The sequence below is a fragment of the uncultured Microbacterium sp. genome, assembly GCF_947632095.1.
Taxonomy (GTDB): Bacteria; Actinomycetota; Actinomycetes; order Actinomycetales; family Microbacteriaceae; genus Microbacterium.
The window spans coordinates 1-23,385 of sequence record NZ_CANROA010000016.1; the positions used below are offsets into that span (position 1 = coordinate 1).

The following is a 23,385-nucleotide window of genomic DNA, read 5'->3' on the forward strand; positions in this document are numbered from 1 at the left end:
CTCGGCATCTTCGAGATCCACGACGCCGCCGACCTCGTCAAGGAGGCCGCGCACCCCGAGGCGAACATCATCTTCGGAACAGTTATCGACGACACTCTCGGCGACGAGGTGCGGGTGACGGTCATCGCCGCGGGCTTCGACGGCGGTGAGCCGTCTCTGCGTCTGGACCCGATGGTCGTCTCCCGCCCCGCAGCGGCGACGACGCTCCCCGAGATCACGCTCTCGGACGAGACGACCGCCGAGCCGGCGGTCAGTGAGCCCGAAGAGAACCAGCCCGCGCCGCGCATCGCGACGACGAGCCTGGAACCGGCGTTCTCGGACGACGACATCGACATCCCGGAATTCCTGAAGTAAACAGGGGTACAGGAGACGCAGTGACTGACCTCGGCACGCGGCTGTCCGCGATCGATGCTCTGATCGCGGAAGCCGCGCGCACGAACGGGCGCGACCCCGGGGAGATCACCCGGATCGTCGTCACGAAGTTCCATCCTTATTCGGTCGTTCGTGATCTTCACGATCTCGGCGTTCGCGATGTCGGGGAGAATCGGCAGCAGGAGCTGACGGAGAAGACCGCGGAACCGCCGCTGGATGGTTTGCGCTGGCACTTCATCGGCCAGGCGCAGACCAAGAAGGCGGGCGCGATCCGGCGATCCGCCCAGGCCGTTCACTCGGTCGATCGGGAGAAGCTCGCTGATGCGTTGCATCGCGCGGCCGTCGACGACGACCGGCTGGATGTCCTCGTGCAGATCAACCTCACGCAGGATGCCGGTCGGGGCGGAGTCGTACCAGACGAGGCGCAGAGACTCGCCGAATACGTCCTCGGGCTCCCGTCTTTGCGCCTGCGCGGCGTCATGGGAGTTGCGCCGCTCGATGAGGAGCCGGCTTCGGCCTTCGCCCGATTGCGCGAGATCTCCGACGGCATCCGCTCTCTCGAGTCCGGGGCGACATGGATATCCGCGGGCATGACCGGCGACTTCGCCGAGGCGATCGCCGCGGGTGCGACACACCTGCGCATCGGTTCCGCAATAACAGGACCCCGGCCCGACCGGGGATAACCTCGAAACAGTTCAGCCCACGTCGAACACGGAGGACACGATGGGAAATCCGCTCAAGAAGACCATGGTCTACCTCGGTCTCGCCGATGAAGAAGAAGCCTACGAGGAGCAGCTCGCCGCTGAGCCGGTTCGCACTTCGCGAGAGCGGGAGAGCGTGCGCAAGCCCGCGGCACGCGAACAGGACGAGCCGGCTCCGGCGCCGGTCACGCCGTTGCGTCGCCCCGTCGCGATCCGCCAGCCCGCGGCCGGCGCCGTCAACGAGATCCTCACGGTGCACCCCAAGCAGTACCGCGACGCTCAGCTGATCGCGGAGAGCTTCCGCGAGGGCGTTCCCGTCATCATCAACCTCTCGCAGATGTCGGATGCCGACGCGCGTCGTCTCATCGACTTCGCCAGCGGTCTGTCGATCGGTCTCTACGGGCGAATCGAGCGCGTGACGAGCAAGGTGTTCCTGCTCTCGCCCGAGAACATCGCCGTCTCCGGTCAGAGCGGCATCACGAACGCGGATCCGGAGTCTGCGGGCTTCGACCATTCCTGAGCTGTGGGGACTCTGATCTCAGCGATCGCCTCGATCGTTCATCTTCTGCTGCTCCTCTACCTGTTCACGCTGTTCGGACGCCTCATCCTCGAATACATCCCGCTGTTCAATCGCGGTTGGCGTCCGAAGGGCGCAGGCCTTGTCGCCGCAGAGGTCGTCTACACGGTGACGGACCCACCGATCAAGCTGTTCCGGCGGTTCATTCCTCCGTTGCGCCTCGGAACGCTGTCGCTGGACTTCGGATTCACGTTCACAATGCTCGCCGTGCTGATCCTCATGTCGATCGTGCGCGCGTTCATCTGATAGCGTCTCCGACACCCCTGGCGCGATCGACATCGCGCCGCTTGCGAGCGAGGACTATGCTTGCTCCAAGGTGCGCGCCCCGGGTACGCGCCGCATCAATACCGAGCCATACTTCAGTCACTGGCAACAGAACTCATCGAAAGAGGAGCCGAGAAATGGCACTTTCCCCGGATGACGTCGTCACCAAGCAGTTCCAGCACGTTCGATTCAAGGACGGCTTCGACCCGGACGAGGTCGATGACTTCCTCGACGAGATCGTCGTCGAATGGCGCAAGGCCCTCGAAGAGAACGCAGAGCTGAAGGCAAAGCTCGCCTCTTACGAGTCTGGTCAGGCGGCTCCGGCCGCAGCAGCGCCCGTGCAGGCGGCTCCGGTCGCCGCGAGCGCTGATGGAGCGTCCTCCTCCACGGCAGGCATCATCGAGCTGGCTCAGCGCCTGCACGACGAGCACGTCGCCGAGGGTGAGATGAAGAAGAACCAGCTCATCTCCGAAGCGAGCATCGAGGTCGAGCGCATCCGCACCGACGCGCAGATGCAGCAGCGCGAGGAGATGAACCGCTTCGAACGCGAGCGCAATGCACTCGAGGCCCGCATCAGCGAGCTGCGCAACTTCGAGCGCGACTACCGCACTCAGCTGCGCGGCTACATCGAGGGCCAGCTCCGCGACCTCGACGAGAAGGCGAACGTCACCGACTCGACGTCGGTCTCCGCTATCGGTCTGTAAGGCGTCCTCTTGCCAGGACGTCGTCCCTTTCGTCGGTCGGCGGCCGGCATCACCGTCGCGATTCTCGCGATCGTGGTGCTGGCCGCCGATCAGTTCGTGAAGCATCTCACCATCACGCATCTGCCGCTCCACGAGGTCGTGCCCGTCCTCGGCGAGTTTTTCCAGCTGTACTACATCCGCAATTCGGGGGCAGCCTTCTCCCTCGGCAGTAACGTCACGTGGATCTTCACGATCGCTCTGACGCTGGTCGCTGCGGCGATCATCTGGAAGGCCTTCGCGCTGAGCTCGCGTCGGTGGGCCGTGGTTCTCGGCCTCCTCCTCGGCGGTGTGCTCGGCAATCTCACTGATCGTCTCTTCCGCGAGCCCGGATTCGCGGTCGGCCACGTCGTCGACATGATCTCGATGCCGTGGATGATGCCGGCGATCTTCAACGTCGCGGACATCTTCATCGTCTGCGGCATGATCGCCGTCGCGCTCCTCGTCGTTCTCGGCATCCGATTCGACGGCACGCGCGAGAAGGACGACGCGGCCCAGGATGCCGTCTCACCCGTCGGCGGAGAGCAGGAAGTCTGATGGAATCCCGGTCTCTCCCCGTTCCGGACGGGCTGGAAGGCGCACGCGTCGACGCTGCTCTGGCGAAGATGCTCGGATTCTCGCGCACGTTCGCAGCTGAGGTAGCGGAAGCCGGAGGAGTGAGCCTCGACGGCGCCGTGCTCGGCAAATCCGACCGGCTCCGGGCCGGCGGCTGGCTGATGGTCGAGTGGGCGCCGAAGGAGGAGCCGAAGATCATTCCGGTCGTCGTTCCCGAGCTCGGGATCGTTCACGATGATGACGACATCGTGGTGATCGATAAGCCGACCGGCGTCGCCGCCCATCCCTCGCAGGGCTGGGAGGGCCCGACCGTTCTCGGCGCTCTCGCCGGCGCTGGTTTCCGCATCGCGACCAGCGGTGCGGCCGAGCGCGCGGGCATCGTGCACCGTCTCGACGTGGGCACGAGCGGGCTCATGGTCGTCGCCAAGACCGAGTCCGCGTATTCGGCGCTCAAGCACGCTTTCAAGGTGCGCACGGTCGAGAAGATATACCACGCTGTGGTCCAGGGGCATCCCGACCCCCTGGCGGGAACGATCGACGCGCCGATCGGTCGGCACCCGAACCATTCCTGGAAGTTCGCGGTCACCCCGGACGGCAAGGATTCCGTCACGCACTACGAGACGCTCGAGGCGTTCCCCGGGGCGTCGCTGCTGGAGATCCACCTCGAGACCGGCCGCACGCACCAGATCCGAGTCCACATGTCGGCGCACCGGCATCCCTGCGTGGGCGACCCGCTGTACGGCGCGGACCCGACGATGTCGGAACGTCTGGGCCTGACCCGTCAGTGGCTCCACGCACACAAGCTGGCCTTCACGCATCCCGGAACGGGGGAGTGGGTCGAGTTCGAATCGGCCTACCCCGCCGACTTCGTGCACGCGTTGGAGATCCTCCGCGGCGAATAGTCGTTCGGACCCGCGCGAGTCCATACCAAAATTCCAATGTCCTCGCGCCGACGTAGACTCGACTCGTGGCATCCGACTCCTTCGTTCACCTGCACGTGCACAGCGAGTACTCGATGCTCGACGGTGCGGCCAAGATCCAGGCGATGACGAAGGCGGCGGCCGATTACGGCATGCCCGCCATCGCCGTCACCGACCACGGCAACACCTTCGCGGCCTTCGAGTTCTACAACGCCGCGAACAACGCCGGAGTGAAGCCGATCATCGGCCTCGAGGCGTACGTGACTCCGGGCACCCACCGCAGCGACAAGACCCGTGTGCAGTGGGGAACGGCCGATCAGAAGCGCGACGACGTCTCCGGCTCGGGCGCCTACACCCACATGACGATGTGGAGCCAGTCGACCGAGGGCATGCACAACCTCTTCCGACTGAGCTCGCTCTCGAGCATCGAGGGCTATTACTTCAAGCCGCGCATGGACCGCGAGATCCTGCAGAAGTACAGCAAGGGCCTGATCGCGACGACCGGTTGCCCCTCGGGCGAGATCCAGACCCGTCTGCGTCTCGGGCAGTACGACGCTGCGCGCGAGGCAGCAGCGGAGTTCCAGGACATCTTCGGCAAGGAGAACTATTTCGCCGAGATCATGGATCACGGCCTCTCCATCGAGCGGCGCATCATGAGCGATCTCCTGCGCCTGGCGAAGGATCTCGGCATCCCTCTGGTCGGCACGAACGACTCGCACTACACGCACCAGCACGAGGCCGATGCGCACGAGGCGCTGCTGTGCGTGCAATCGGGCTCCACCCTCGACGACCCCAACCGCTTCAAATTCGACGGCGACGGCTACTACATCAAGCCCGCCGCCGAGATGCGCCAGCTCTTCCGGGATCACCCCGAGGCCTGCGACAACACGCTGCTCATCGCCGAGCGCTGCCAGGTCGAGTTCAACACCTCTGCGAACTACATGCCGCGCTTCCCGGTTCCCGAGGGCGAGACGGAGGACAGCTGGCTGATCAAGGAGGTCGAGGCGGGACTGCACTACCGGTACCCGAACGGCATCCCCGACAAGGTCCGCAAGCAGGCCGAGTACGAGACCGGCATCATCCTGCAGATGGGGTTCCCCGGCTACTTCCTCGTCGTCGCAGACTTCATCAACTGGGCCAAGGACAACGGCATCCGCGTCGGTCCCGGCCGTGGCTCCGGCGCCGGTTCCATGGTCGCCTACGCGATGAAGATCACCGACCTCGACCCGCTCGAGCACGGCCTGATCTTCGAGCGGTTCCTGAACCCCGACCGCGTCTCCATGCCCGACTTCGACGTCGACTTCGATGACCGGCGCCGTGGCGAGGTCATCGACTACGTCACGGCCAAGTACGGCGATGAGCGCGTTGCGCAGATCGTCACATACGGAACCATCAAGTCGAAGCAGGCTCTGAAAGACGCCGGGCGCGTGCTCGGCTTCCCGTTCAGCATGGGCGATCGCCTCACGAAGGCCATGCCTCCTGCCGTCATGGGCAAGGACATGCCGCTGACGGGAATGTTCGACACGGCGCACCCCCGCTACAAGGAGGCCAGCGAGTTCCGCGCGCTGATCGAGACCGATCCCGAGGCGAAGACGGTCTTCGACCGGGCGCTCGGGCTCGAGGGGCTGAAGCGCCAGTGGGGTGTGCACGCCGCCGGCGTCATCATGTCGAGCGAGCCGATCATCGACATCATCCCGATCATGAAGCGCGAGCAGGACGGCCAGATCGTCACGCAGTTCGACTACCCGTCCTGTGAGTCGCTCGGTCTGATCAAGATGGACTTCCTGGGGCTGCGCAACCTCACGATCATCTCGGATGCCCTCGACAACATCCGCACCAACCGCGGTGAGGAGGTCGATCTCGAGCACCTCGAGCTCGACGACAAGCCCGCCTACGAACTGCTCACCCGCGGAGACACGCTGGGCGTATTCCAGCTCGACGGCGGGCCGATGCGATCGCTGCTGCGCTTGATGAAGCCCGACAACTTCGAGGACGTCTCGGCCGTCATCGCGCTGTACCGACCGGGTCCGATGGGTGCGAACTCGCACACCAACTACGCCCTGCGCAAGAACGGGCTGCAGCCGGTGACCCCGATCCACCCCGAGCTCGAGGAGCCCCTCAAGGACATCCTCGACATCAGCTACGGCCTGATCATCTATCAGGAGCAGGTCATGGCGATCGCGCAGAAGGTCGCCGGCTTCAGCCTCGGCCAGGCCGACATCCTGCGCCGCGCGATGGGCAAGAAGAAGAAGTCCGAGCTCGATAAGCAGTACGAGGGCTTCGCGGGCGGCATGAAGGAGCGCGGCTTCGGCGAAGCCGCGATCAAGGCGCTGTGGGACATCCTCCTTCCGTTCTCCGACTATGCCTTCAATAAGGCGCACTCCGCCGCCTACGGTCTCGTCTCCTATTGGACCGCGTATCTGAAGGCACATTATCCGGCCGAGTACATGGCGGCGCTGTTGACGAGCGTCGGCGATTCGAAGGACAAGATGGCGCTCTACCTCAACGAGTGCCGTCGCATGGGCATCAAGGTCCTCCCGCCCGACGTCAGCCAGTCGATCAACTTCTTCGCAGCAGTCGGAGAGGACATCCGCTTCGGGCTCGGTGCCGTGCGCAACGTCGGCTCGAACGTCGTCGACGGGATCATCGAGGCGCGCAGGGACGAGAGGTTCACGTCGTTCCATGACTTCCTCAAGAAGGTTCCGCTGCACGTCTCGAACAAGCGCACGATCGAGTCGCTGATCAAGGCGGGAGCGTTCGACTCGATGGGTGATTCGCGTCGTGCGCTGATGGAGATCCATGAGGATGCCGTGGATGCGGCCGTCGGCCAGAAGCGCAACGAGGCGCAGGGAGCCATCGGGTTCGACTTCGACAGCCTCTACGACGAGACCGAAGAGGCGCCACCGGCGAAGGTCCCAGACCGTCCCGAGTGGATCAAGAAGGACAAACTCGCCTTCGAGCGGGAGATGCTCGGCCTGTACGTCTCCGATCACCCTCTGGCAGGGCTCGAGGTCGCCCTCGCCAAGCATGCATCGATCTCGATCCACAACCTGCTCGCCTCGGAAGACCTGCAGGACGGCGACCAGGTGACGGTCGCGGGCCTGGTGACGAGCGTCCAGCACCGCGTTGCGAAGGCCAGCGGGAACCCGTACGGCATGATCACGGTCGAGGACTTCAACGGTGAGATCACGGTCATGTTCATGGGCAAGACTTACACCGAGTTCCAGCACACGCTGCAGCAGGATGCGATCCTCGCCGTGCGCGGACGCGTGTCCCGGCGCGATGACGGAATGAATCTGCACGCGCAGTCGGCGTTCGCTCCGGATGTCGGATCCTTCGACGCCTCGGGGCCGCTGGCCCTCGTGCTCGCGGAACAGCGTGCGACCGAGCGCGTCATGCACGACCTCGCGGAGGTGCTGCGCCGGCACAGCGGCGAGACGGAGGTCATGCTGCGCGTGCACCGCGGTGCCACGGCGAAGGTCTTCGAAGTGCCGATGCCCGTCACCGTCTCCGCCGACCTGTTCGGCGACCTGAAGTCGCTGCTCGGTCCGACGTGCCTGGGCTGATGGAGCCCTGGCTGTGGATAGAGGCTTTTCGGCACCGTTCACGGGGTAATATCGTGACCCATCGATGCCGGACCCGTCGGCGCACATCAGATCTGAAAGGAAACGTCGTTTCATGAGCACGGATTCTTCCCGCGCAGAGAACGAACCGGTCGACGAATGCGCGGCACCCGTGGTCCGCGAGACGCGCGACGAGGCGTTCACCGATGACGACGGTGTGCTCTACGACGACGAAGTCACCCCGGAGTACGGGATCCTCGGATTCACGTTGCGCGAGCTCCTGATCGTCGGATTCTGGCTCGTCGCCTTCGTCGCCTCCTTCTTCCCGCTGCACGGAATGCTGAGCCCCACCTCGATCTGGGGCCAGACGCTTAGCTGGATCCAGCCGATCGGCCTGCCCACGCTCGCGGTCTTCCTGATCGTGCTGCGTCGGTTCTCCCCGGACGGCATCCGGAGGGTCGGTTCTCTCGGCATCGACCAGTTCGCCTCGGCGGTGTTCTCCTTCGGCGCGCTCTACTGGGCGATGATCATCGTCGAGCGCCTGATGATCCGGGACGTTTTCCTGGTGTCGTGGGTCATGGTCGTCGAGTTCCTCGCACTGCTCGCGCTCGTCGCGGTCACCGTCTTCGCCCCGCTGATCCCCGGTTTGCAGGAAGACTTCCGCGGTCGTCTCGTGACGCTGGCCCACCGCAACGCGAATCCCGTTCGACCGGTCATCGCGCGCCCCCGTGCGCCGCGTCCCGTCAAGCCCGTGTCGGCTCCGTCGATCGCACCCACAGAGGACGCACCGCACGATGACTCCTCCAGACCGGACGCCGTCGAGGTCGGCTCGTCCGATGACGATGACGATGACGACGACGTCGAGATCGTCGAGGTCAACGACACGGACGACATCATCCGTCTGGGAAGCCTGGAGAGCGTGCCCCTGACAGCACATGCCTCGGCCGGGGCGCTGGGAACTTCCACCGCTGCCGATGACTCCGATCCCGATTACGTCCCCGGTTATGCCCGTCGCCGCCGCTCGACCGCGCTGCCCGCCATTCCCGGTGATGCCGAAGCAGCCCGAGTCGCATCCGGCGATGAAGCCGTCGCCGGCGATGCCGACAAGACCGGCATCATCCCGACCGCTGATTCGCAGCCGTTCTGGGCCCTTGCCGCGACCGAGCGTGATGTCCTCGACGAGAGCGGCGAGAAACTGTTCACGATCGGCCCAGACGCTTGGGCCCTGGTAATTGAGGACCGTGGCGGCGCCTACGTCATCCGCAACGATGACGGCCGCATCGGCTATCTGCACGACATCGAAGACATCACGAAGGGCTGACGTGCGCACCATCGATCTGAGGGGCAAGACCCTCTCCGCCGCAGACATGCTCGCGGCCGTCCCGCGCGCCGCGCAGGCACGCGCCGAGGCGCTCGAGACCGCCGCGCGCATCGTCGAAGACGTGCGCACCGGGGGAGAGTCCGCGCTGCGTGCGCAGGCCGAGCAGTTCGACCGGGTCACCGGCCACGCGATCCGCGTCCCCGCTGAGCACATCGCGGACGCCCTCGCCGCCGTCTCGCTCGAGGTGCGCACGGCCCTCGAAGAGTCCATCGCCCGCGTGCGGCAGGGCTCCGAGGCACAGGTGCCCGCACCGCGGGTCACCGAGATCGGCCCCGGCGCGCGCATCACGCAGCGCTGGCAGCCTGTGAACCGCGTCGGCGTGTACATCCCGGGCGGCAAGGCCCCACTCGCCTCGAGCGTTGTCATGAACGTCGTCCCCGCGCAGGTCGCCGGGGTCACCGAGATCGCACTGGCTTCCCCTCCGCAGCACAGCGAGGACGGCCGCATCCACCCGACGATCCTCGCCGCCGCCGGCCTCCTCGGCGTCACCGAGGTCTACGCGATCGGCGGCGCGGGCGCGATCGGAGCCTTCGCGCACGGCGTCGAGGGCATCGGCCTCGACCCGGTCGACGTCGTCTCCGGCCCTGGCAACAACTACGTCGCATCCGCCAAGCGGGCGGTCGCCGGCGTGGTCGGCACCGACTCCGAGGCGGGCGCGACAGAAATTCTCATCGTCGCGGACGGCGAGGCGGATGCGCGCCTCATCGCCGCCGACCTCATCAGCCAGGCCGAGCACGACGAACAGGCATCCGCAGTGCTCGTCACCGATGACGCAGACCTCGCCGAGCGCGTCGCCGTCGAGGTCGCCGACCTCGCGGCCCGCACGCGACACAGCGAGCGCGTCGGCGTCTCGCTCTCAGGCCCCCAGTCGGCGATCGTGCTTGTCGACGATCGAGCCATGGCGACCGCGTTCAGCAACGCCTACGCTCCGGAGCACCTCGAGCTGCACCTCGTGGACGCGGAGGAGGCGGCATCGGCCTTCACCAGCGCCGGCGCGATCTTCGTCGGCGACCAGACGCCGGTCAGCCTCGGCGACTACATGGCCGGCAGCAACCACGTGCTGCCCACCGGCGGTCAGGCGCGCTACGCACCGGGCCTGGGCGCGTACACGTTCCTGCGCCCGCAGCAGGTGATCAGCTACGATCACGCTGCCCTCGCCGCGGTCCGCGCTGGCGTCGTGGCACTGGCGAACACCGAAGTGCTTCCGGCGCACGGCGACGCGATCGAGGCGCGCTTCGGCGCGTCGGAGGGCTGAGCGACTACGCTGACAGATTATGCACTGCCCGTTCTGCCGCCATTCTGATTCCCGCGTGATCGACTCGCGCACGAGCGATGACGGGCTGTCGATCCGCCGGCGCCGGCAATGCCCGGAGTGTGGCGGTCGGTTCACGACGACAGAGACGGCGAGCCTCAGCGTCATCAAGCGCAGCGGTGTGATGGAGCCGTTCAGCCGGGAGAAGGTCATCTCCGGTGTTCGCAAGGCCTGCCAGGGGCGCCCGGTCACCGAGGCCGACCTCGCGGTCCTCGCGCAGCGGGTGGAGGAGGCGGTGCGCCAGACCGGCGTCTCGCAGCTCGACGCGAACGAGATCGGCCTCGCGATCCTCGGGCCGCTCCGCGATCTCGATGAGGTGGCCTATCTCCGCTTCGCGAGCGTCTACCAGGCGTTCGATTCCCTCGAGGATTTCGAGAGCGCGATCGGAGATCTCCGGGCCGACCACATCGCTGCGCAGCGGGAGAGCGCCGACAGGTAATCTGGCAGGGATGTATCCGCTGCTCTTTCGCGCTGTCCTTTCGCGCTTCGACCCCGAGTCCGCCCATCACGCCGGCATGGCGGTGATCCGTGCGCTCGGGGCGCCCCCGTTCTCATGGATCACCCGCGCGGTCGCCGCGCCCGGCCCCGGTCTCCAGGTGCAGGCGCTCGGCCTCACCTTCGACTCACCATTCGGCGTGGCGGCCGGCTTCGACAAGAACGCCATCGGCGTGCGCGGTCTCGCCGCCCTCGGTTTCGGTCACGTCGAGGTCGGCACGGTGACGGCTATCCCGCAGGAGGGCAACCCGAAGCCGCGTCTGTTCCGTCTGGTCGAGGATCGTGCGGTCATCAACCGGATGGGCTTCAACAACGCCGGCGCGGATGCTGCGGTCCGCCGATTGGAGAAGCTGCGTCGACGACGTCCGAAGACGGTCGTCGGCGTGAATATCGGCAAGAGCCGGGTCGTCGACGTCGAGAACGCGACGGCGGACTACGTGTCCAGTGCCCTCGCCCTCGCGCCGCTGGCCGACTATCTCGCCGTCAACGTCTCCTCGCCGAACACTCCGGGGCTCCGGGGTCTGCAGGCGGTCGAAACTCTTGCACCGCTGCTGCGCGCTGTGAAGATCGCGGCCGATCGGACTCCGCTGCTGGTGAAGATCGCCCCCGACCTGTCGGACGACGAGATCCAGGCGATTGCCCGCATGGCTGTCGCCGAGGGGCTCGACGGCATCATCGCCCACAACACGACGATCTCGCGGGATGGCTTGCGCACAGATGCCGCCACCGTCGAGGCAGCGGGTGCGGGAGGGCTCTCCGGCGCGCCGTTGCGGGAGCGCTCGATGGAGGTTCTTCGCGTCGTCCGCGATGCGGTGCCCTCCGACTTCTGCGTGGTCTCCGTCGGGGGAGTGGAGACGGCATCCGATGTTCGCGAGCGCTTGGACGCCGGCGCCACCCTCGTTCAGGGCTACACGGCCTTCCTGTATCGCGGACCGCTCTGGGCCCGCCAGATCAATCGCGGTCTGCGCCGGCGCTGACTCTGTCGTCGTAACCCAGAACGCCCGCCGACGATGTCGGCGGGCGTTCTGCTGTGCTTCGGCGGATCAGGCGGGATACTCGCCGCGTTTGACCTGCGGTTTGGGCAGACGCATGAAGCGCATCTGCAGCGAGCGCATGGCGGCGTACCAGCCCAGGCCCTTCTCGACTTGGTCGGCGCCGAAACGTGCCCGGGCCTTGCGCTTCACGCGGTTGCCGAGGATGATCATGCCGGCCACCGCGACGAAGATGAAGCACCACAGGCCCACGAACGCATAGGTCGAGAACGTCGGGTCGGGGATGAGGGAGACGAGGATCACGACGACCATGAGAGCCATGACCCACTCCGAGATGTGCCACCCGGCGTCGACGTAGTCGCGCACCCACCGGCGCTGCGGGCCCTTGTCGCGCTGGGGCAGGTACTTGTCCTCACCGGCGGCCATACCGGCCTGAGCGCGTTCGCGCTGCTCGCGCAGCTGCGCCTTGGCCGCTGCGCGAGCCTCCTTTGTGTCGGCGACTAGCGGGCGTCGCCGGGCGGCCTCCTGCTCGGCGCGGCTCGGGGTCGGACGACCCTTGCCGGTGGACGGCGTCTCGGGGGAGTCGTCGTTCGTCGACGGGGTGGAAGTGGACACGGCTCTCCTCAGTGACGGATCAAGTTCGGCCTTAAGATTACTCGCATGACATCTGTGCCGCCCAATGCAGACCCCGCCGTCGAATCCGCCGTCACCGAAGCGGTCGCCCTCGGCGTTCCCGCCGCTCTCTCCGACCTGGGCGATCTCGTCCGGATCCCCGGTATCGCCTGGCCGTCCTTCGATCAGACGCAGCTCGTGCGCAGCGCTGAGCACGTAGCGTCGCTGGCACGCGATACGGGCGTTTTTGACAGCGTGGAGGTGCTGCGCGCAGCCATTCCCGGAACGGATGAGGTGGGGCAGCCGGCCGTCCTCGCAACCCGCGCGGCACGTAACGGAAGGCCGACGATCCTGCTGTACGCGCACCACGACGTCCAGCCTCCCGGTGCGGACGAGCTCTGGGAGACCCCGCCGTTCGAGCCGACGGTCCGTGACGGACGCCTGTACGGCCGCGGAGCTGCCGATGACAAGGCCGGCATCATGGCCCACATCGCGTCGCTGCGTGCTGTCGCCGAGACCCTCGGTGACGACTTCGACCTCGGCGTCTCTATGTTCATCGAGGGCGAGGAGGAATACGGATCGCGATCGTTCGGTCAGTTCCTCAGCGACAACGCTGACGCGCTGCGCGCGGATGCGATCGTCGTCGCGGATTCGGGCAACTGGGACTCCGAGACACCCGGGCTCACGGTCTCCCTCCGAGGCAATGCCCGCTTCACCTTGACCGTGCGCACACTGGCGCACGGATCGCACTCCGGCATGTTCGGCGGCGCGGTCCCGGATGCCATGATGGCGACGATCCGACTGCTTTCCTCCCTGTGGGCTGACGACGGCGCCGTGGCGGTCGCCGGGCTCGCAGAGCGCGACACGCCGACGCCGGAATATTCCGAGGCGACCCTGCGGGATGAGGCCGGCCTGCTTCCTGGGGTCTCGCCCGCAGGCCGCGACAGCATCCTCAGTCGAATCTGGAACAAGCCCTCCGTCACGGTCATCGGCATCGATGCGACCAGCGTCGAAGCGGCATCCAACACCCTCGCGCCCGAGGTGAGCGTCGTCGTCAGCGCCCGCGTCGCACCGGGACAGTCAGGGGAGGAGGCCTACGCAGCCCTGGAGAAGCATCTGCGCGAGCGTGCACCGTTCGGTGCGGAGCTGACGTTCTCCGACGTCGATCTCGGCAACGGTTTCCTCGTGGATACGAGCGGCTGGGCCGTGGGACTCGCGCGCCAGGCGATGGCCGACGGCTACGGCGTCGAACCGGTGGACCTCGGAGTCGGAGGCTCGATCCCCTTCATCGCGGATCTCGTTCACGAGTTCCCGGAGGCGCAGATCCTCGTCACGGGCGTCGAGGACCCCCACTCGCGTGCCCACAGCCCGAACGAATCCCTGCACCTGGATACCTTCCGCCACGCGATCGCGACCGAGGCGCTCCTGCTGACGCGCATGAACGCCCTCATCCGCGACGAGCTCTGAGATCCGGCGCGCACCCGCCCTCGTGCGGGTGCGCGCCGGTAGAATCAGAACAACCATCCGCGGTCATCCGCGGCCTGTCACAAGGAGCGACATGAGCGACACCACACTCACCACGGAGACCGAGAACACCGCGCCCCACGGTGTCACCCTCACGGAGGCCGCGGCCAACAAGGTCAAGACCCTGCTTTCGCAGGAAGGCCGCGATGACCTGCGTCTTCGCGTCGCGGTTCAGCCCGGCGGATGCTCCGGCCTGATCTACCAGCTCTATTTCGACGAGCGCTACCTCGAAGGCGACGAGACCGTCGACTTCGACGGCGTCGAGGTGATCGTCGACAACATGAGCGTTCCCTACCTCGATGGCGCGGCCATCGACTTCAAGGACACGATCTCCGAGCAGGGATTCACCATCGACAACCCCAATGCTGCGGGCAGCTGCGCCTGCGGAGACAGCTTCCACTGAACATCCCCTGTGCCGGACCTGCGTGGTTGGCATGAATCAGGTGTGCGCTTGCCCTAGACTGGTAGGTGCCCTGTCCGCGATCTTGAAAGGTGCATCGTGCCCTCGAAACGCCGCCTTCGTTGGGCCGCCATTCCTACGGGAATTGCGGCAGCTGTGGCCCTGGCGGGATGTACTCCCACCCAGCTCCACGGATTCCTCCCAGGCTTCGTGGAAGACGGCACTGCCGCCACGAACCAGACGGATCGGGTTGCCGATCTGTGGGTGAACTCCTGGATCGTCCTTCTGGGCGTGGGAATCATCACCTGGGTCCTGATGGGTTGGGCCGCCGTCGCATACCGCCGCCGCAAGGGGCAGACCGGACTCCCGGTCCAGATGCGATACAACATGCCCATCGAGATCTTCTACACGGTGATCCCGCTGATCCTCGTGATGGGGATGTTCTTCTTCACTGCGCGTGATCAGGCCGCCATCGAAACCCAGTGGGGCGACGATGCCGATGTCGAGATCACCGCGATCGGCAAGCAGTGGGCGTTCGACTTCATGTACGCCGGCGACAACGACGACCTCTCCGACGCCGTGTGGACCATGGGCATTCAGGCCCAGCCCGACGCCGACGGCAACATCGACCAGGAGCAGCTGCCCACGCTGGTCCTCCCGGTCGATCAGAAGGTCCACATCAGCCTGCAGTCGCGCGACGTCATCCACTCCTTCTGGATCATCGACTTCCTGTACAAGAAGGACATGTACATCGGCAAGGACAACGACTGGTCCTTCATTCCGACGCGCGTCGGCGAGTACGCCGGAAAGTGCGCCGAGCTGTGTGGCGAGTACCACTCGATGATGCTCTTCAACGTCAAGGTCGTCGAGCAGGACGAGTACGACGACTACGTCGCTTCGCTGCGTGATCTCGGCAACACCGGAGACATCTCCAAGGCGTACGACCGTCTCAACAACCTTCCCGGAACTGGTGCTCAGTCCGGATCGGGCTCCGAGGAAGAGGGAGAGTAAGCCTCTATGTCCACGAATTCTGCCAACGGTGATCTCCACGGATCACGCCCCAGTGGCACTCCGGCGCGTCAGGCGGCTCTGCTGAGCTCGTCGCGCACGTCGGAGAAGGGCAACATCTTCGTCAAGTGGATCACTTCCACCGACCACAAGACGATCGGGTACATGTACCTGATCTCCTCGGTCATCTTCTTCCTCCTCGGCGGTGTGATGGCTCTTGTCATCCGCGCTGAGCTCTTCGCTCCGGGAATGCAGATCATCCCGACGAAGGAGCAGTACAACCAGCTGTTCACGATGCACGGCACGATCATGCTGCTGATGTTCGCGACGCCGCTCTTCGCGGGCTTCGCGAACGCGATCCTGCCGCTGCAGCTGGGCGCGCCCGACGTGGCATTCCCGCGTTTGAACGCCTTCGCATTCTGGCTGTTCTCCTTCGGATCGATCATCGCGATCGCCGGATTCCTCACGCCGCAGGGTGCTGCGTCGTTCGGTTGGTTCGCTTACCAGCCGCTCGCAAATGCATCGTTCTCTCCGGGAGTCGGAGGAAACCTCTGGATGGTCGGACTCGGAATGTCCGGATTCGGTACGATCCTCGGCGCCGTGAACTTCATCACGACGATCATCACGATGCGTGCACCGGGCATGACGATGTGGCGCATGCCGATCTTCTCCTGGAACACGCTCGTCACGAGTCTCCTGATCCTCATGGCCTTCCCGGTCCTCGCAGCAGCCATGTTCGCTGCGGCATCCGACCGCATCCTCGGCTCGCACGTCTACGACCCGGCGAATGGTGGCGTCCTGCTCTGGCAGCACCTGTTCTGGTTCTTCGGCCACCCCGAGGTGTACATCATCGCTCTGCCGTTCTTCGGCATCGTTTCCGAGATCTTCCCGGTCTTCAGCCGTAAGCCGATCTTCGGCTACAAGACTCTCGTGTACGCGACGATCGCGATCGCGGCGCTGTCGGTCTCGGTCTGGGCTCACCACATGTACGTCACGGGATCGGTTCTGCTGCCGTTCTTCGCTCTGATGACCATGCTCATCGCAGTTCCGACGGGTGTGAAGATCTTCAACTGGATCGGAACGCTGTGGCGAGGTTCCGTAACGTTCGAGACGCCGATGGTGTTCTCTCTCGGCTTCCTCGTGTCGTTCGTCTTCGGCGGTCTGACCGGTGTCATCCTGGCCGCGCCTCCGCTCGACTTCCACATCAGCGACTCGTACTTCGTGGTCGCCCACTTCCACTACGTCGTCTTCGGCACTGTCGTCTTCGCGATGTTCGCCGGCTTCTACTTCTGGTGGCCGAAGTGGACCGGACGCATGCTCAACGAGCGTCTCGGCTACGTCCACTTCTGGATGCTGTTCATCGGCTTCCACATGACGTTCCTCATCCAGCACTGGCTGGGCGTCGATGGCATGGTCCGCCGTTATGCCGATTACTCGGCTGCTGACGGCTGGACGTGGGGCAACCAGATCTCCACCATCGGATCGATCATCCTCGGCGCCTCCATGATCCCGTTCTTCCTGAACGTCTGGATCACTGCCCGCAAGGCGCCCAAGGTCATGGTCAACGACCCGTGGGGCTACGGCGGTTCGCTCGAGTGGGCGACCAGCTGCCCGCCGCCGCGACACAACTTCACGTCGATCCCGCGCATCCGCAGCGAGCGTCCTGCGTTCGACCTGAACCACCCCGAGGCTGCGGAGCACCCCGTCGCCGCACCGGAACCGGCTCTGGCCGGTGCTAGCGGAGAGGCCAAGTAAGCCATGCGTTCAAACGTCGTCATCTGGTGGATCCTCGCGGTCTTCTTCCTGATCGTCGCCGCCGTCTACACGGTCTGGCACGTCCTCGCCTACCCCGAGCTCGTCGGCGCTGCGCGTGTCGAGTGGGTCGGTACGGTCGCGCTGCTTTTCGGAGCAGTCATGGGCGCGATGGTCGCTGTGTACCTCCAGCGCGTACACAAGTCACAGGGCGGCGAGCTGCCCGAGGACATCCTGACGTCGGACATCGACGACGGTGACCCCGAGGTCGGCGAGTTCGCCCCGTGGTCCTGGTGGCCCATGGTCCTCGCAGCATCTGCAGGTGTGTTCCTCGTCGGCATGGCGGTGGGAACCTTCCTCCTGCCGATCGGGCTCGCGATCTTCGTCATCGCGATCGTCGGCTGGGTCTACGAGTTCTACCGCGGCAACTTCGCCCGCTGACTCTCGCATCAAGAACGCCCCGGACAAGATTATCCGGGGCGTTCTGCGTTGTGGCGGTGCGGTTCACGGCGGGTCTCTGCGGGGTCGAAGCAGAGTGCACCCTTGTGCAGCACAGGCCCGTATGCAGGTGTGTGGGAGAAGGGGATATACACGGCAGATGCCGGCGAGTTTGACCGTCTGAGGCGGGGACGTCCACAGGGGAGAAGCATCCGCGGGCATACCCTGGCGAGACATCGGCGATGTTGAGTGCTCGATCACCTGGACGACAAGCCAGGACCATGGGATCTGAGCGGTAGTCATTTCGGTACTGCGAGCGATCGAGGCAGAACATCCGCCCTTCGTCGCAGATCTCCGGCCTATTGGCACAGACGGAGGTGCTAGGCAGCTGCGGATAGAGATTCTTTCCGGTTGCTGCATCGAGCACATCTGGCCGGGACCGGTCCCCAGACTGATGGTGCTGCGTGAGGGGGCGACAGTCCCGATAGGGGGGAGGGGTGGAAGAGGTCCGTCTCCCCATCGGCTGCTGGAGCACAGTCGACGCCTCCGACGGGAATCGCCGCCGATGAACCGGCAAGCAGAATCGTCATCTTCGTCATCACGCATGCCTTCCCAGCAACGTGTCACCAAGCATTGGCGACGACACGATGCTCGTCAGGGGAGGCGAGCGGCTTTGACCAGGAGCGGATAAGGTCCGTTGAGCGCAGGCCGGGCCGTGGGTTGCTCAGGCGCGGGAACGGATGCGCGGCACACCGACATTGGGATCGATAGGGCGGCGGCTGATCTCATCGGCTGTTTCAATGGGGTATCCCTCGCGCACCCAGTATTCGTAACCGCCGATCATCTCCCGCACGGCATAGCCGAGCCTCGCGAACTCGAGTGCACCCTTCGCGCCGGCATTGCAACCGGGACTCCAGCAGTACACCACGACCTCCGTACCGGCGGGAACCTCGTCGACCGCCCGGGAGGCGATCTCGGAGTAGGGCATGTGCACGGCGCCGGCGACCCGTCCTTGAGTCCACGCCTCCTCGGAGCGGACATCGATCAGGACGATCTGATCCCCGGCCTTCTGACGAGCGTACAGGTCGCTGGCATCGGTCTCGGAAGAGAGCTTTGCGGTGAAATAGTCGACTACAGAATTCATGTCGCCAGTCTACGAATGCGCACGTCGCAGCGGGAACGAAAAGGCCCCGCAGCTCGAAAGCTGCGGGGCCCGGGGAGAGGAGCGAAGATCAGGCCTCCGCGTTCCCCTCCTTGTTCTTCTTGCCCGACTCATCGGCGATCACCGTGCTGGGCTTGTTGGCGGTCTCGCCGAGGTGCTTCTCGTCCGGAGCGGTGAGGGGGGCGTCAGGAGCTCCGGCGCGCTCGTGAGCGCCCTGGATCTCCGCTGCCTCCGCCGCATCTGCGGCCTCAGTGACGTGCTGCTGGTGAGCATCCGCGGCAGCGACCTCAGTCTGCGTGAGCGGAGCGAGACGGTCCTCGTAGAACCAGCGCGACATCGCCGAACGAACGTTCTGGGTCCACGGGATGCGTCCCTTGGCGTTCGGGCGGACGACGAGCGGCTCGTACGACTCGACATCGATGAGCTTCCACCGGTCGTAGACATCGACGGGCTTGTGCACCTCGATGTACTCGCCACCGGGGAGGCGGACGATGCGTCCGGACTCGTAACCGTGCAGGACGATCTCGCGGTCCTTCTTCTGAAGCGCGATGCAGATGCGCTTCGTGATGAAGTAGCCGAGGATCGGGCCGACGAACAGCAGAGCCTGCAGGGTGTGGATGACGCCTTCCATGGTGAGCATGAAGTGCGTAGCCATGAGGTCGGAGGAGGCAGCTGCCCACATGACCGCGTAGAAGATGACACCGGCGACACCGATCGCGGTGCGCGTCGCGGCGTTGCGCGGGCGCTCAGCGATGTGGTGCTCGCGCTTGTCGCCCGTGATCCACGCCTCGATGAAGGGGTAGATGGCGACAGCGACGATGAACAGACCCAGGACTGCGACGGGAATCAGGATTCCGAACGACCAGGTCCGGTCCATGAACACGATGTCCCAGTTCGACGGCGCAAGGCGCAGTGCTCCATCGGCGAAGCCGATGTACCAGTCGGGCTGCGTACCAGCCGAGATGGGGGACGGGTCATACGGCCCGTACTGCCAGAACGGCAGGATCTGGAAGAACGATGCGATCAGGACGATCACGCCGAAGACGATGAACAGGTATCCGCCCATCTTCGACATGTAGACCGGCATCATCGGGTAGCCCACGACGTTGTCGTTCGTCCGGCCGGGGCCGGCGAACTGCGTGTGCTTGTTGATGATCATGAGCATCAGGTGCAGGACGATGAAGGCGATTACCAGCATCGGCAGCAGCAGGATGTGCATCGTGTACAGGCGGCCGACGATATCCGTGCCCGGGAACTCGCCGCCGAAGATCAGGAACGAGGTCCACGTGCCGATCAGGGGCAGACCCTTGATCATGCCGTCGATGATTCGCAGACCGTTGCCCGAGAGCAGGTCGTCCGGAAGCGAGTAGCCCGTGAAGCCTTCGGCGAGAGCCAGGATGAACAGCACGAAACCGATCACCCAGTTGAGCTCGCGCGGCTTGCGGAACGCACCGGTGAAGAACACTCGCAGCATGTGCACGCCGATGCCGGCGATGAACACGAGGGCAGCCCAGTGATGGATCTGACGGACGAGCAGACCACCGCGGATATCGAAAGAGATGCGCAGCGCGGACTCGAACGCAACGGACATCTCGATACCGCGCATCGGCGCGTATGCACCGGTGTAGTGGGTCTCGACCATCGACGCCTGGAAGAAGAACGTCAGGAACGAGCCGGAGATGAAGACCACGACGAACGCCCAGAGCGCGATCTCGCCGAGCATGAACGACCAGTGGTCGGGGAAGATCTTGCGACCGATCTCCTTGACGATGCCGGAGATGCTGGAGCGCTCATCGATGTAGTTCGCCGCACCTCCGACGAAGCGTCCGCCGAGCGGAGCCTTCTTGTCTTTGTCCTCTTTGGACAGCGTTGCGGTACTCAATGGCGCTCCCAGAAGCTCGGGCCGACGGGTTCGGTGAAGTCGCTGCGGGCGATGAGGTAGCCCTCATCGTCGACGGTGATGGGCAGCTGCGGCAGCGGGCGCGCAGCCGGGCCGAAGATGACCTTTGCGCGGTCGGTGACGTCGAACTGCGACTGGTGGCAGGGGCACAGCAGGTGGTGCGTCTGCTGCTCGTACAGAGCAACAGGGCAGCCGACGTGCGTGCAGACCTTCGAGTAGGCGACGATTCCGTCGTAGGACCAGTCCTTGCGGTCCTCGGTCTCGATGAGCTGCTCGGGGCGCAGGCGCATCATGAGGACGATGGCCTTGGCCTTCTCCTCGAGGTAGCCGTCGTGGTGCGAGAGCGAGGCCAGGTCCTCGGGAATGACGTGGAACGCCGAGCCCAGGGTGACGTCCGCAGCGCGGATCGGTGTTCCGTCCGGGTCGCGGACCAGACGCTGGCCCTCTTCCCACATCGTGTGCTTGAGCAGGTAGACGGGGTCTCCCGCGTGCGGGTTTCCTCCCGAGTTGTTGTGCGGGGCAAGGCCGCGGAACAACGTCACTCCCGGAACGATGGATGCCACGAGTGCTGCGATCAGCGAGTTGCGGATCATCGAGCGGCGCCCGAAGCCGGACTCCTCGTTGGCCGCCTCGAAGACCTCGATGGCGCCCTCGCGGGTCGCGTCGGTGCCGCGGGTGGGATGGCGCAGTTCCACGTGCTCCTTGTCGCTCATGAGCGCCTTGGACCAGTGGATTGCGCCGATGCCGATAGCAAGCAGCGCGAGCGCGATGCCGAGCCCGATGAAGAGGTTGTTGTAGCGGATCGCTAGGAGCGACCCATCCTCGATCGGGAACAGCATGTATGCCGCTACTGCCCAGATGCTGCCGGCGAGCGACAGGTAGAACAGCGTGTAGACAGTGCGTTCCGCGCGCTTCTCAGCCTTCGGATCCTTGTCCGTCATCCGCACCCGGTGGGGCGGCAGACCAGGGTTCTGCACGGGATCGCTGACTGCGACACCCAGCCCTGGAGAGGGCTGGTAGGCCCTGTCAAGAGCCTGCGAGTCGTCGTCGTGTGCCATGGTGCTCCTCGTACGTTCCTCTTCGATATGAATTCGTCAGTTGGACTTCGCAGTGATCCACACGGAAACGGCGACGAGCGCGCCGATGCCGAAGATCCAGATGAAAAGACCCTCGGAAACAGGTCCCAGCGATCCGAGCGTGAAGCCACCGACCTCGACGGCCTCCTGCTGGAACAGCAGAGCCGAGATGATGTCGCGCTTGTCGTCGTCGGAAAGGTTCATGTCTCCGAATACCGGCATGTTCTGCGGGCCCGTGACCATGGCCGCGTAGATGTGCAGCGCGCTGGTGTTGGTGAGCGCGGGGGCGTACTTGCCCTCGGTGAGCGCTCCACCGGCGCCGGCGACGTTGTGGCACATCGCGCAGTTGATGCGGAAGAGCTCCGCGCCGTGGGCGACGTCTCCGCCGCCGTCGAGGATCTCGTCGGCGGGGTAGGACGGGCCGGGGGCAACGGACTGCACATAGGCCGCCATCGCGTGGATCTGGTCCTCTGTGAACTGTGCGGGCTTCTGCGGTGCCTGCGGTCCCTGCATCTGCAGGGGCATGCGGCCTGTGGCCAGCTGGAACTCGACCGACAGCTCGCCGACGCCGTAGAGGCTCGGGCCGTTGGCGGTTCCCTGCATGTCGAGACCGTGGCAGGTCGCGCAGTTCGCCTGGAACAGCTTCTCGCCATCTTCAACCGTGAGCTGCGTGCTCGCAGCCGTGGGCGTTTCGGTCGCGGCGATCGCTGCCGTAGCGCCGGCGTAGATGCCGCCGGTGATCAGGAGTCCCGCGCCGATGAGGGCCGCGGCAGCCAGGGGGCTGCGGCGACCATTCGAGCGACGCTTCTTCTCTCGTGCCATTTCGCAGGTCAGCTCCGCTCTTATTTCAGGAAGTAGATGACGAAGAACAGCACGATCCAGACGACGTCGACGAAGTGCCAGTAATAGGACACAACGATCGAGGTGGTCGCCTCCTTGTGCGTGAAGTTCTTGACGGCGTATGCGCGTCCGATGACGAGCAGGAATGCGATGAGACCACCGGTCACGTGGAGGGCGTGGAAGCCGGTCGTGATGTAGAAGGCGGAGGCGTAGGCGTCAGCCTGGATCGGCAGACCCTCGGCGACGAGCGTCGCGTACTCCCAGACCTGGCCGGAGACGAAGATTGCTCCGAGTGCGAAGGTCAGCCAGAACCACTCGACCATTCCCCATCCGAAGAGGCGGCGGCGGCCGGCGGCGTTCACCTGGCCCTTCTTGATGCGGTAGGACTGCATGTCCTCAGCCGCGAACACGCCCAACTGGCACGTGAACGAGGAGAGGACCAGGATCGCGGTGTTGATGGACGCGAAGGTCACGTTCAACAGATCGGTACGGTCGGCCCAGAGTTCGGGGGACGTGCTGCGGAGGGTGAAGTAAATCGCGAACAGTCCCGCGAAGAACATCACCTCGCTGCCGAGCCACACGATGGTGCCGACAGCTACCGGATTCGGGCGCTTGATGGTTCTTGCCGCCGGGGCATAGGTCGCTGAGGTGGTCACCCCTCCATTATGGCTGATCCTGGAGCGTGATTCTTGCACCTGGGGAGGTCGATTCGCCCGAGTCTAACTAAGGGTTGCCTAAGAGAACACTGCGAATTCTCGGTGAATGCCGATGAAATCAAGGGTGTCGATGCCCAGCGGTGTC

Annotated in this window: 22 protein-coding genes and 1 pseudogene; 17 read left to right on the forward strand and 6 right to left on the reverse strand. The window is 65.2% G+C overall.

Annotation, left to right across the window (positions count from 1 at the left end):
* The 12 genes and pseudogenes from Q0Z66_RS06220 to Q0Z66_RS06275 form a co-directional block, all read left to right on the forward strand.
* Positions 1-354: pseudogene (locus tag Q0Z66_RS06220) on the forward strand (cell division protein FtsZ); the annotation flags it as partial.
* Between the two features lie 20 nt (positions 355-374).
* Complete coding sequence (locus tag Q0Z66_RS06225; RefSeq protein WP_298039023.1) at positions 375-1,055, forward strand: YggS family pyridoxal phosphate-dependent enzyme; 681 nt, start codon at positions 375-377, stop codon at positions 1,053-1,055.
* Positions 1,056-1,095: 40 nt separating this feature from the next.
* Positions 1,096-1,593, forward strand: a complete 498-nt coding sequence (gene sepF / locus Q0Z66_RS06230) for a cell division protein SepF (RefSeq protein ID WP_298039025.1) — start codon at positions 1,096-1,098, stop codon at positions 1,591-1,593.
* 3 nt (positions 1,594-1,596) lie between these two features.
* Positions 1,597-1,896, forward strand: coding sequence for a YggT family protein (locus Q0Z66_RS06235; protein WP_298039028.1), 300 nt, complete (start codon positions 1,597-1,599; stop codon positions 1,894-1,896).
* A gap of 155 nt (positions 1,897-2,051) precedes the next feature.
* Entirely contained in the window at positions 2,052-2,618 is a 567-nt protein-coding gene (locus Q0Z66_RS06240; protein WP_298039030.1) for a DivIVA domain-containing protein, read from the forward strand.
* Positions 2,619-2,687: 69 nt separating this feature from the next.
* Positions 2,688-3,191, forward strand: a complete 504-nt coding sequence (gene lspA / locus Q0Z66_RS06245; RefSeq protein ID WP_298039128.1) for a signal peptidase II — start codon at positions 2,688-2,690, stop codon at positions 3,189-3,191.
* Complete coding sequence (locus tag Q0Z66_RS06250; protein ID WP_298039033.1) at positions 3,191-4,111, forward strand: RluA family pseudouridine synthase; 921 nt, start codon at positions 3,191-3,193, stop codon at positions 4,109-4,111. The genes lspA and Q0Z66_RS06250 overlap by 1 nt, the downstream gene beginning before the upstream one ends.
* Before the next feature lie 65 nt (positions 4,112-4,176).
* On the forward strand, positions 4,177-7,695 hold the full coding sequence (dnaE, locus tag Q0Z66_RS06255) for a DNA polymerase III subunit alpha (protein WP_298039035.1): 3,519 nt from the start codon (positions 4,177-4,179) through the stop codon (positions 7,693-7,695).
* Positions 7,696-7,807: 112 nt separating this feature from the next.
* Positions 7,808-9,013, forward strand: a complete 1,206-nt coding sequence (locus Q0Z66_RS06260; RefSeq protein WP_298039038.1) for a hypothetical protein — start codon at positions 7,808-7,810, stop codon at positions 9,011-9,013.
* 1 nt (position 9,014) lies between these two features.
* A complete protein-coding gene (gene hisD, locus Q0Z66_RS06265; RefSeq protein WP_298039039.1) occupies positions 9,015-10,328 on the forward strand; it encodes a histidinol dehydrogenase in 1,314 nt (437 codons plus the stop codon).
* A gap of 19 nt (positions 10,329-10,347) precedes the next feature.
* Positions 10,348-10,824, forward strand: coding sequence for a transcriptional regulator NrdR (gene nrdR, locus Q0Z66_RS06270; RefSeq protein ID WP_298039042.1), 477 nt, complete (start codon positions 10,348-10,350; stop codon positions 10,822-10,824).
* A gap of 10 nt (positions 10,825-10,834) precedes the next feature.
* Positions 10,835-11,857 carry a quinone-dependent dihydroorotate dehydrogenase gene (locus Q0Z66_RS06275; RefSeq protein ID WP_298039044.1) on the forward strand — a complete coding sequence of 341 codons (1,023 nt, stop codon included), beginning with the start codon at positions 10,835-10,837 and terminating at the stop codon, positions 11,855-11,857.
* Between the two features lie 66 nt (positions 11,858-11,923).
* On the opposite strand, the gene Q0Z66_RS06280 is transcribed toward Q0Z66_RS06275, so the two are convergent.
* The gene (locus Q0Z66_RS06280) at positions 11,924-12,487 is read right to left on the reverse strand and encodes a DUF3043 domain-containing protein (RefSeq protein WP_298039047.1); all 564 of its coding nucleotides are present in this window, start codon (positions 12,485-12,487) and stop codon (positions 11,924-11,926) included.
* A 45-nt stretch (positions 12,488-12,532) separates the two neighbouring features.
* Here Q0Z66_RS06280 and Q0Z66_RS06285 point away from each other — a divergent pair, with 45 nt between their 5' ends.
* The 5 genes from Q0Z66_RS06285 (at position 12,533) to Q0Z66_RS06305 (ending at position 17,609) form a co-directional block, all read left to right on the forward strand.
* Complete coding sequence (locus Q0Z66_RS06285) at positions 12,533-13,951, forward strand: dipeptidase (protein WP_298039050.1); 1,419 nt, start codon at positions 12,533-12,535, stop codon at positions 13,949-13,951.
* Positions 13,952-14,042: 91 nt separating this feature from the next.
* A complete protein-coding gene (gene erpA, locus Q0Z66_RS06290) occupies positions 14,043-14,411 on the forward strand; it encodes an iron-sulfur cluster insertion protein ErpA (protein ID WP_298039052.1) in 369 nt (122 codons plus the stop codon).
* Positions 14,412-14,507: 96 nt separating this feature from the next.
* Positions 14,508-15,419, forward strand: a complete 912-nt coding sequence (gene coxB / locus Q0Z66_RS06295; RefSeq protein ID WP_298039055.1) for a cytochrome c oxidase subunit II — start codon at positions 14,508-14,510, stop codon at positions 15,417-15,419.
* A 6-nt stretch (positions 15,420-15,425) separates the two neighbouring features.
* Positions 15,426-17,171, forward strand: coding sequence for a cytochrome c oxidase subunit I (gene ctaD / locus Q0Z66_RS06300; protein ID WP_298039057.1), 1,746 nt, complete (start codon positions 15,426-15,428; stop codon positions 17,169-17,171).
* A 3-nt stretch (positions 17,172-17,174) separates the two neighbouring features.
* Positions 17,175-17,609: a cytochrome c oxidase subunit 4 gene (locus Q0Z66_RS06305; RefSeq protein ID WP_298039063.1), complete on the forward strand. Its 435-nt coding sequence runs from the start codon at positions 17,175-17,177 to the stop codon at positions 17,607-17,609.
* 721 nt (positions 17,610-18,330) lie between these two features.
* On the opposite strand, the gene Q0Z66_RS06310 is transcribed toward Q0Z66_RS06305, so the two are convergent.
* The 5 genes from Q0Z66_RS06310 to Q0Z66_RS06330 all read right to left on the reverse strand — a co-directional run bounded on the left by Q0Z66_RS06310 (position 18,331) and on the right by Q0Z66_RS06330 (position 23,144).
* Positions 18,331-18,750 carry a rhodanese-like domain-containing protein gene (locus Q0Z66_RS06310; protein WP_298039066.1) on the reverse strand — a complete coding sequence of 140 codons (420 nt, stop codon included), beginning with the start codon at positions 18,748-18,750 and terminating at the stop codon, positions 18,331-18,333.
* Positions 18,751-18,838: 88 nt separating this feature from the next.
* Positions 18,839-20,650 carry a cytochrome bc complex cytochrome b subunit gene (locus Q0Z66_RS06315; protein WP_298039069.1) on the reverse strand — a complete coding sequence of 604 codons (1,812 nt, stop codon included), beginning with the start codon at positions 20,648-20,650 and terminating at the stop codon, positions 18,839-18,841.
* Positions 20,647-21,726: a ubiquinol-cytochrome c reductase iron-sulfur subunit gene (locus tag Q0Z66_RS06320; protein WP_298039074.1), complete on the reverse strand. Its 1,080-nt coding sequence runs from the start codon at positions 21,724-21,726 to the stop codon at positions 20,647-20,649. The genes Q0Z66_RS06315 and Q0Z66_RS06320 overlap by 4 nt, the downstream gene beginning before the upstream one ends.
* A gap of 36 nt (positions 21,727-21,762) precedes the next feature.
* The gene (locus Q0Z66_RS06325; protein WP_298039077.1) at positions 21,763-22,566 is read right to left on the reverse strand and encodes a cytochrome c; all 804 of its coding nucleotides are present in this window, start codon (positions 22,564-22,566) and stop codon (positions 21,763-21,765) included.
* 20 nt (positions 22,567-22,586) lie between these two features.
* Complete coding sequence (locus Q0Z66_RS06330) at positions 22,587-23,144, reverse strand: heme-copper oxidase subunit III (protein WP_298039132.1); 558 nt, start codon at positions 23,142-23,144, stop codon at positions 22,587-22,589.
* Between the last annotated feature and the right edge of the window lie 241 nt (positions 23,145-23,385).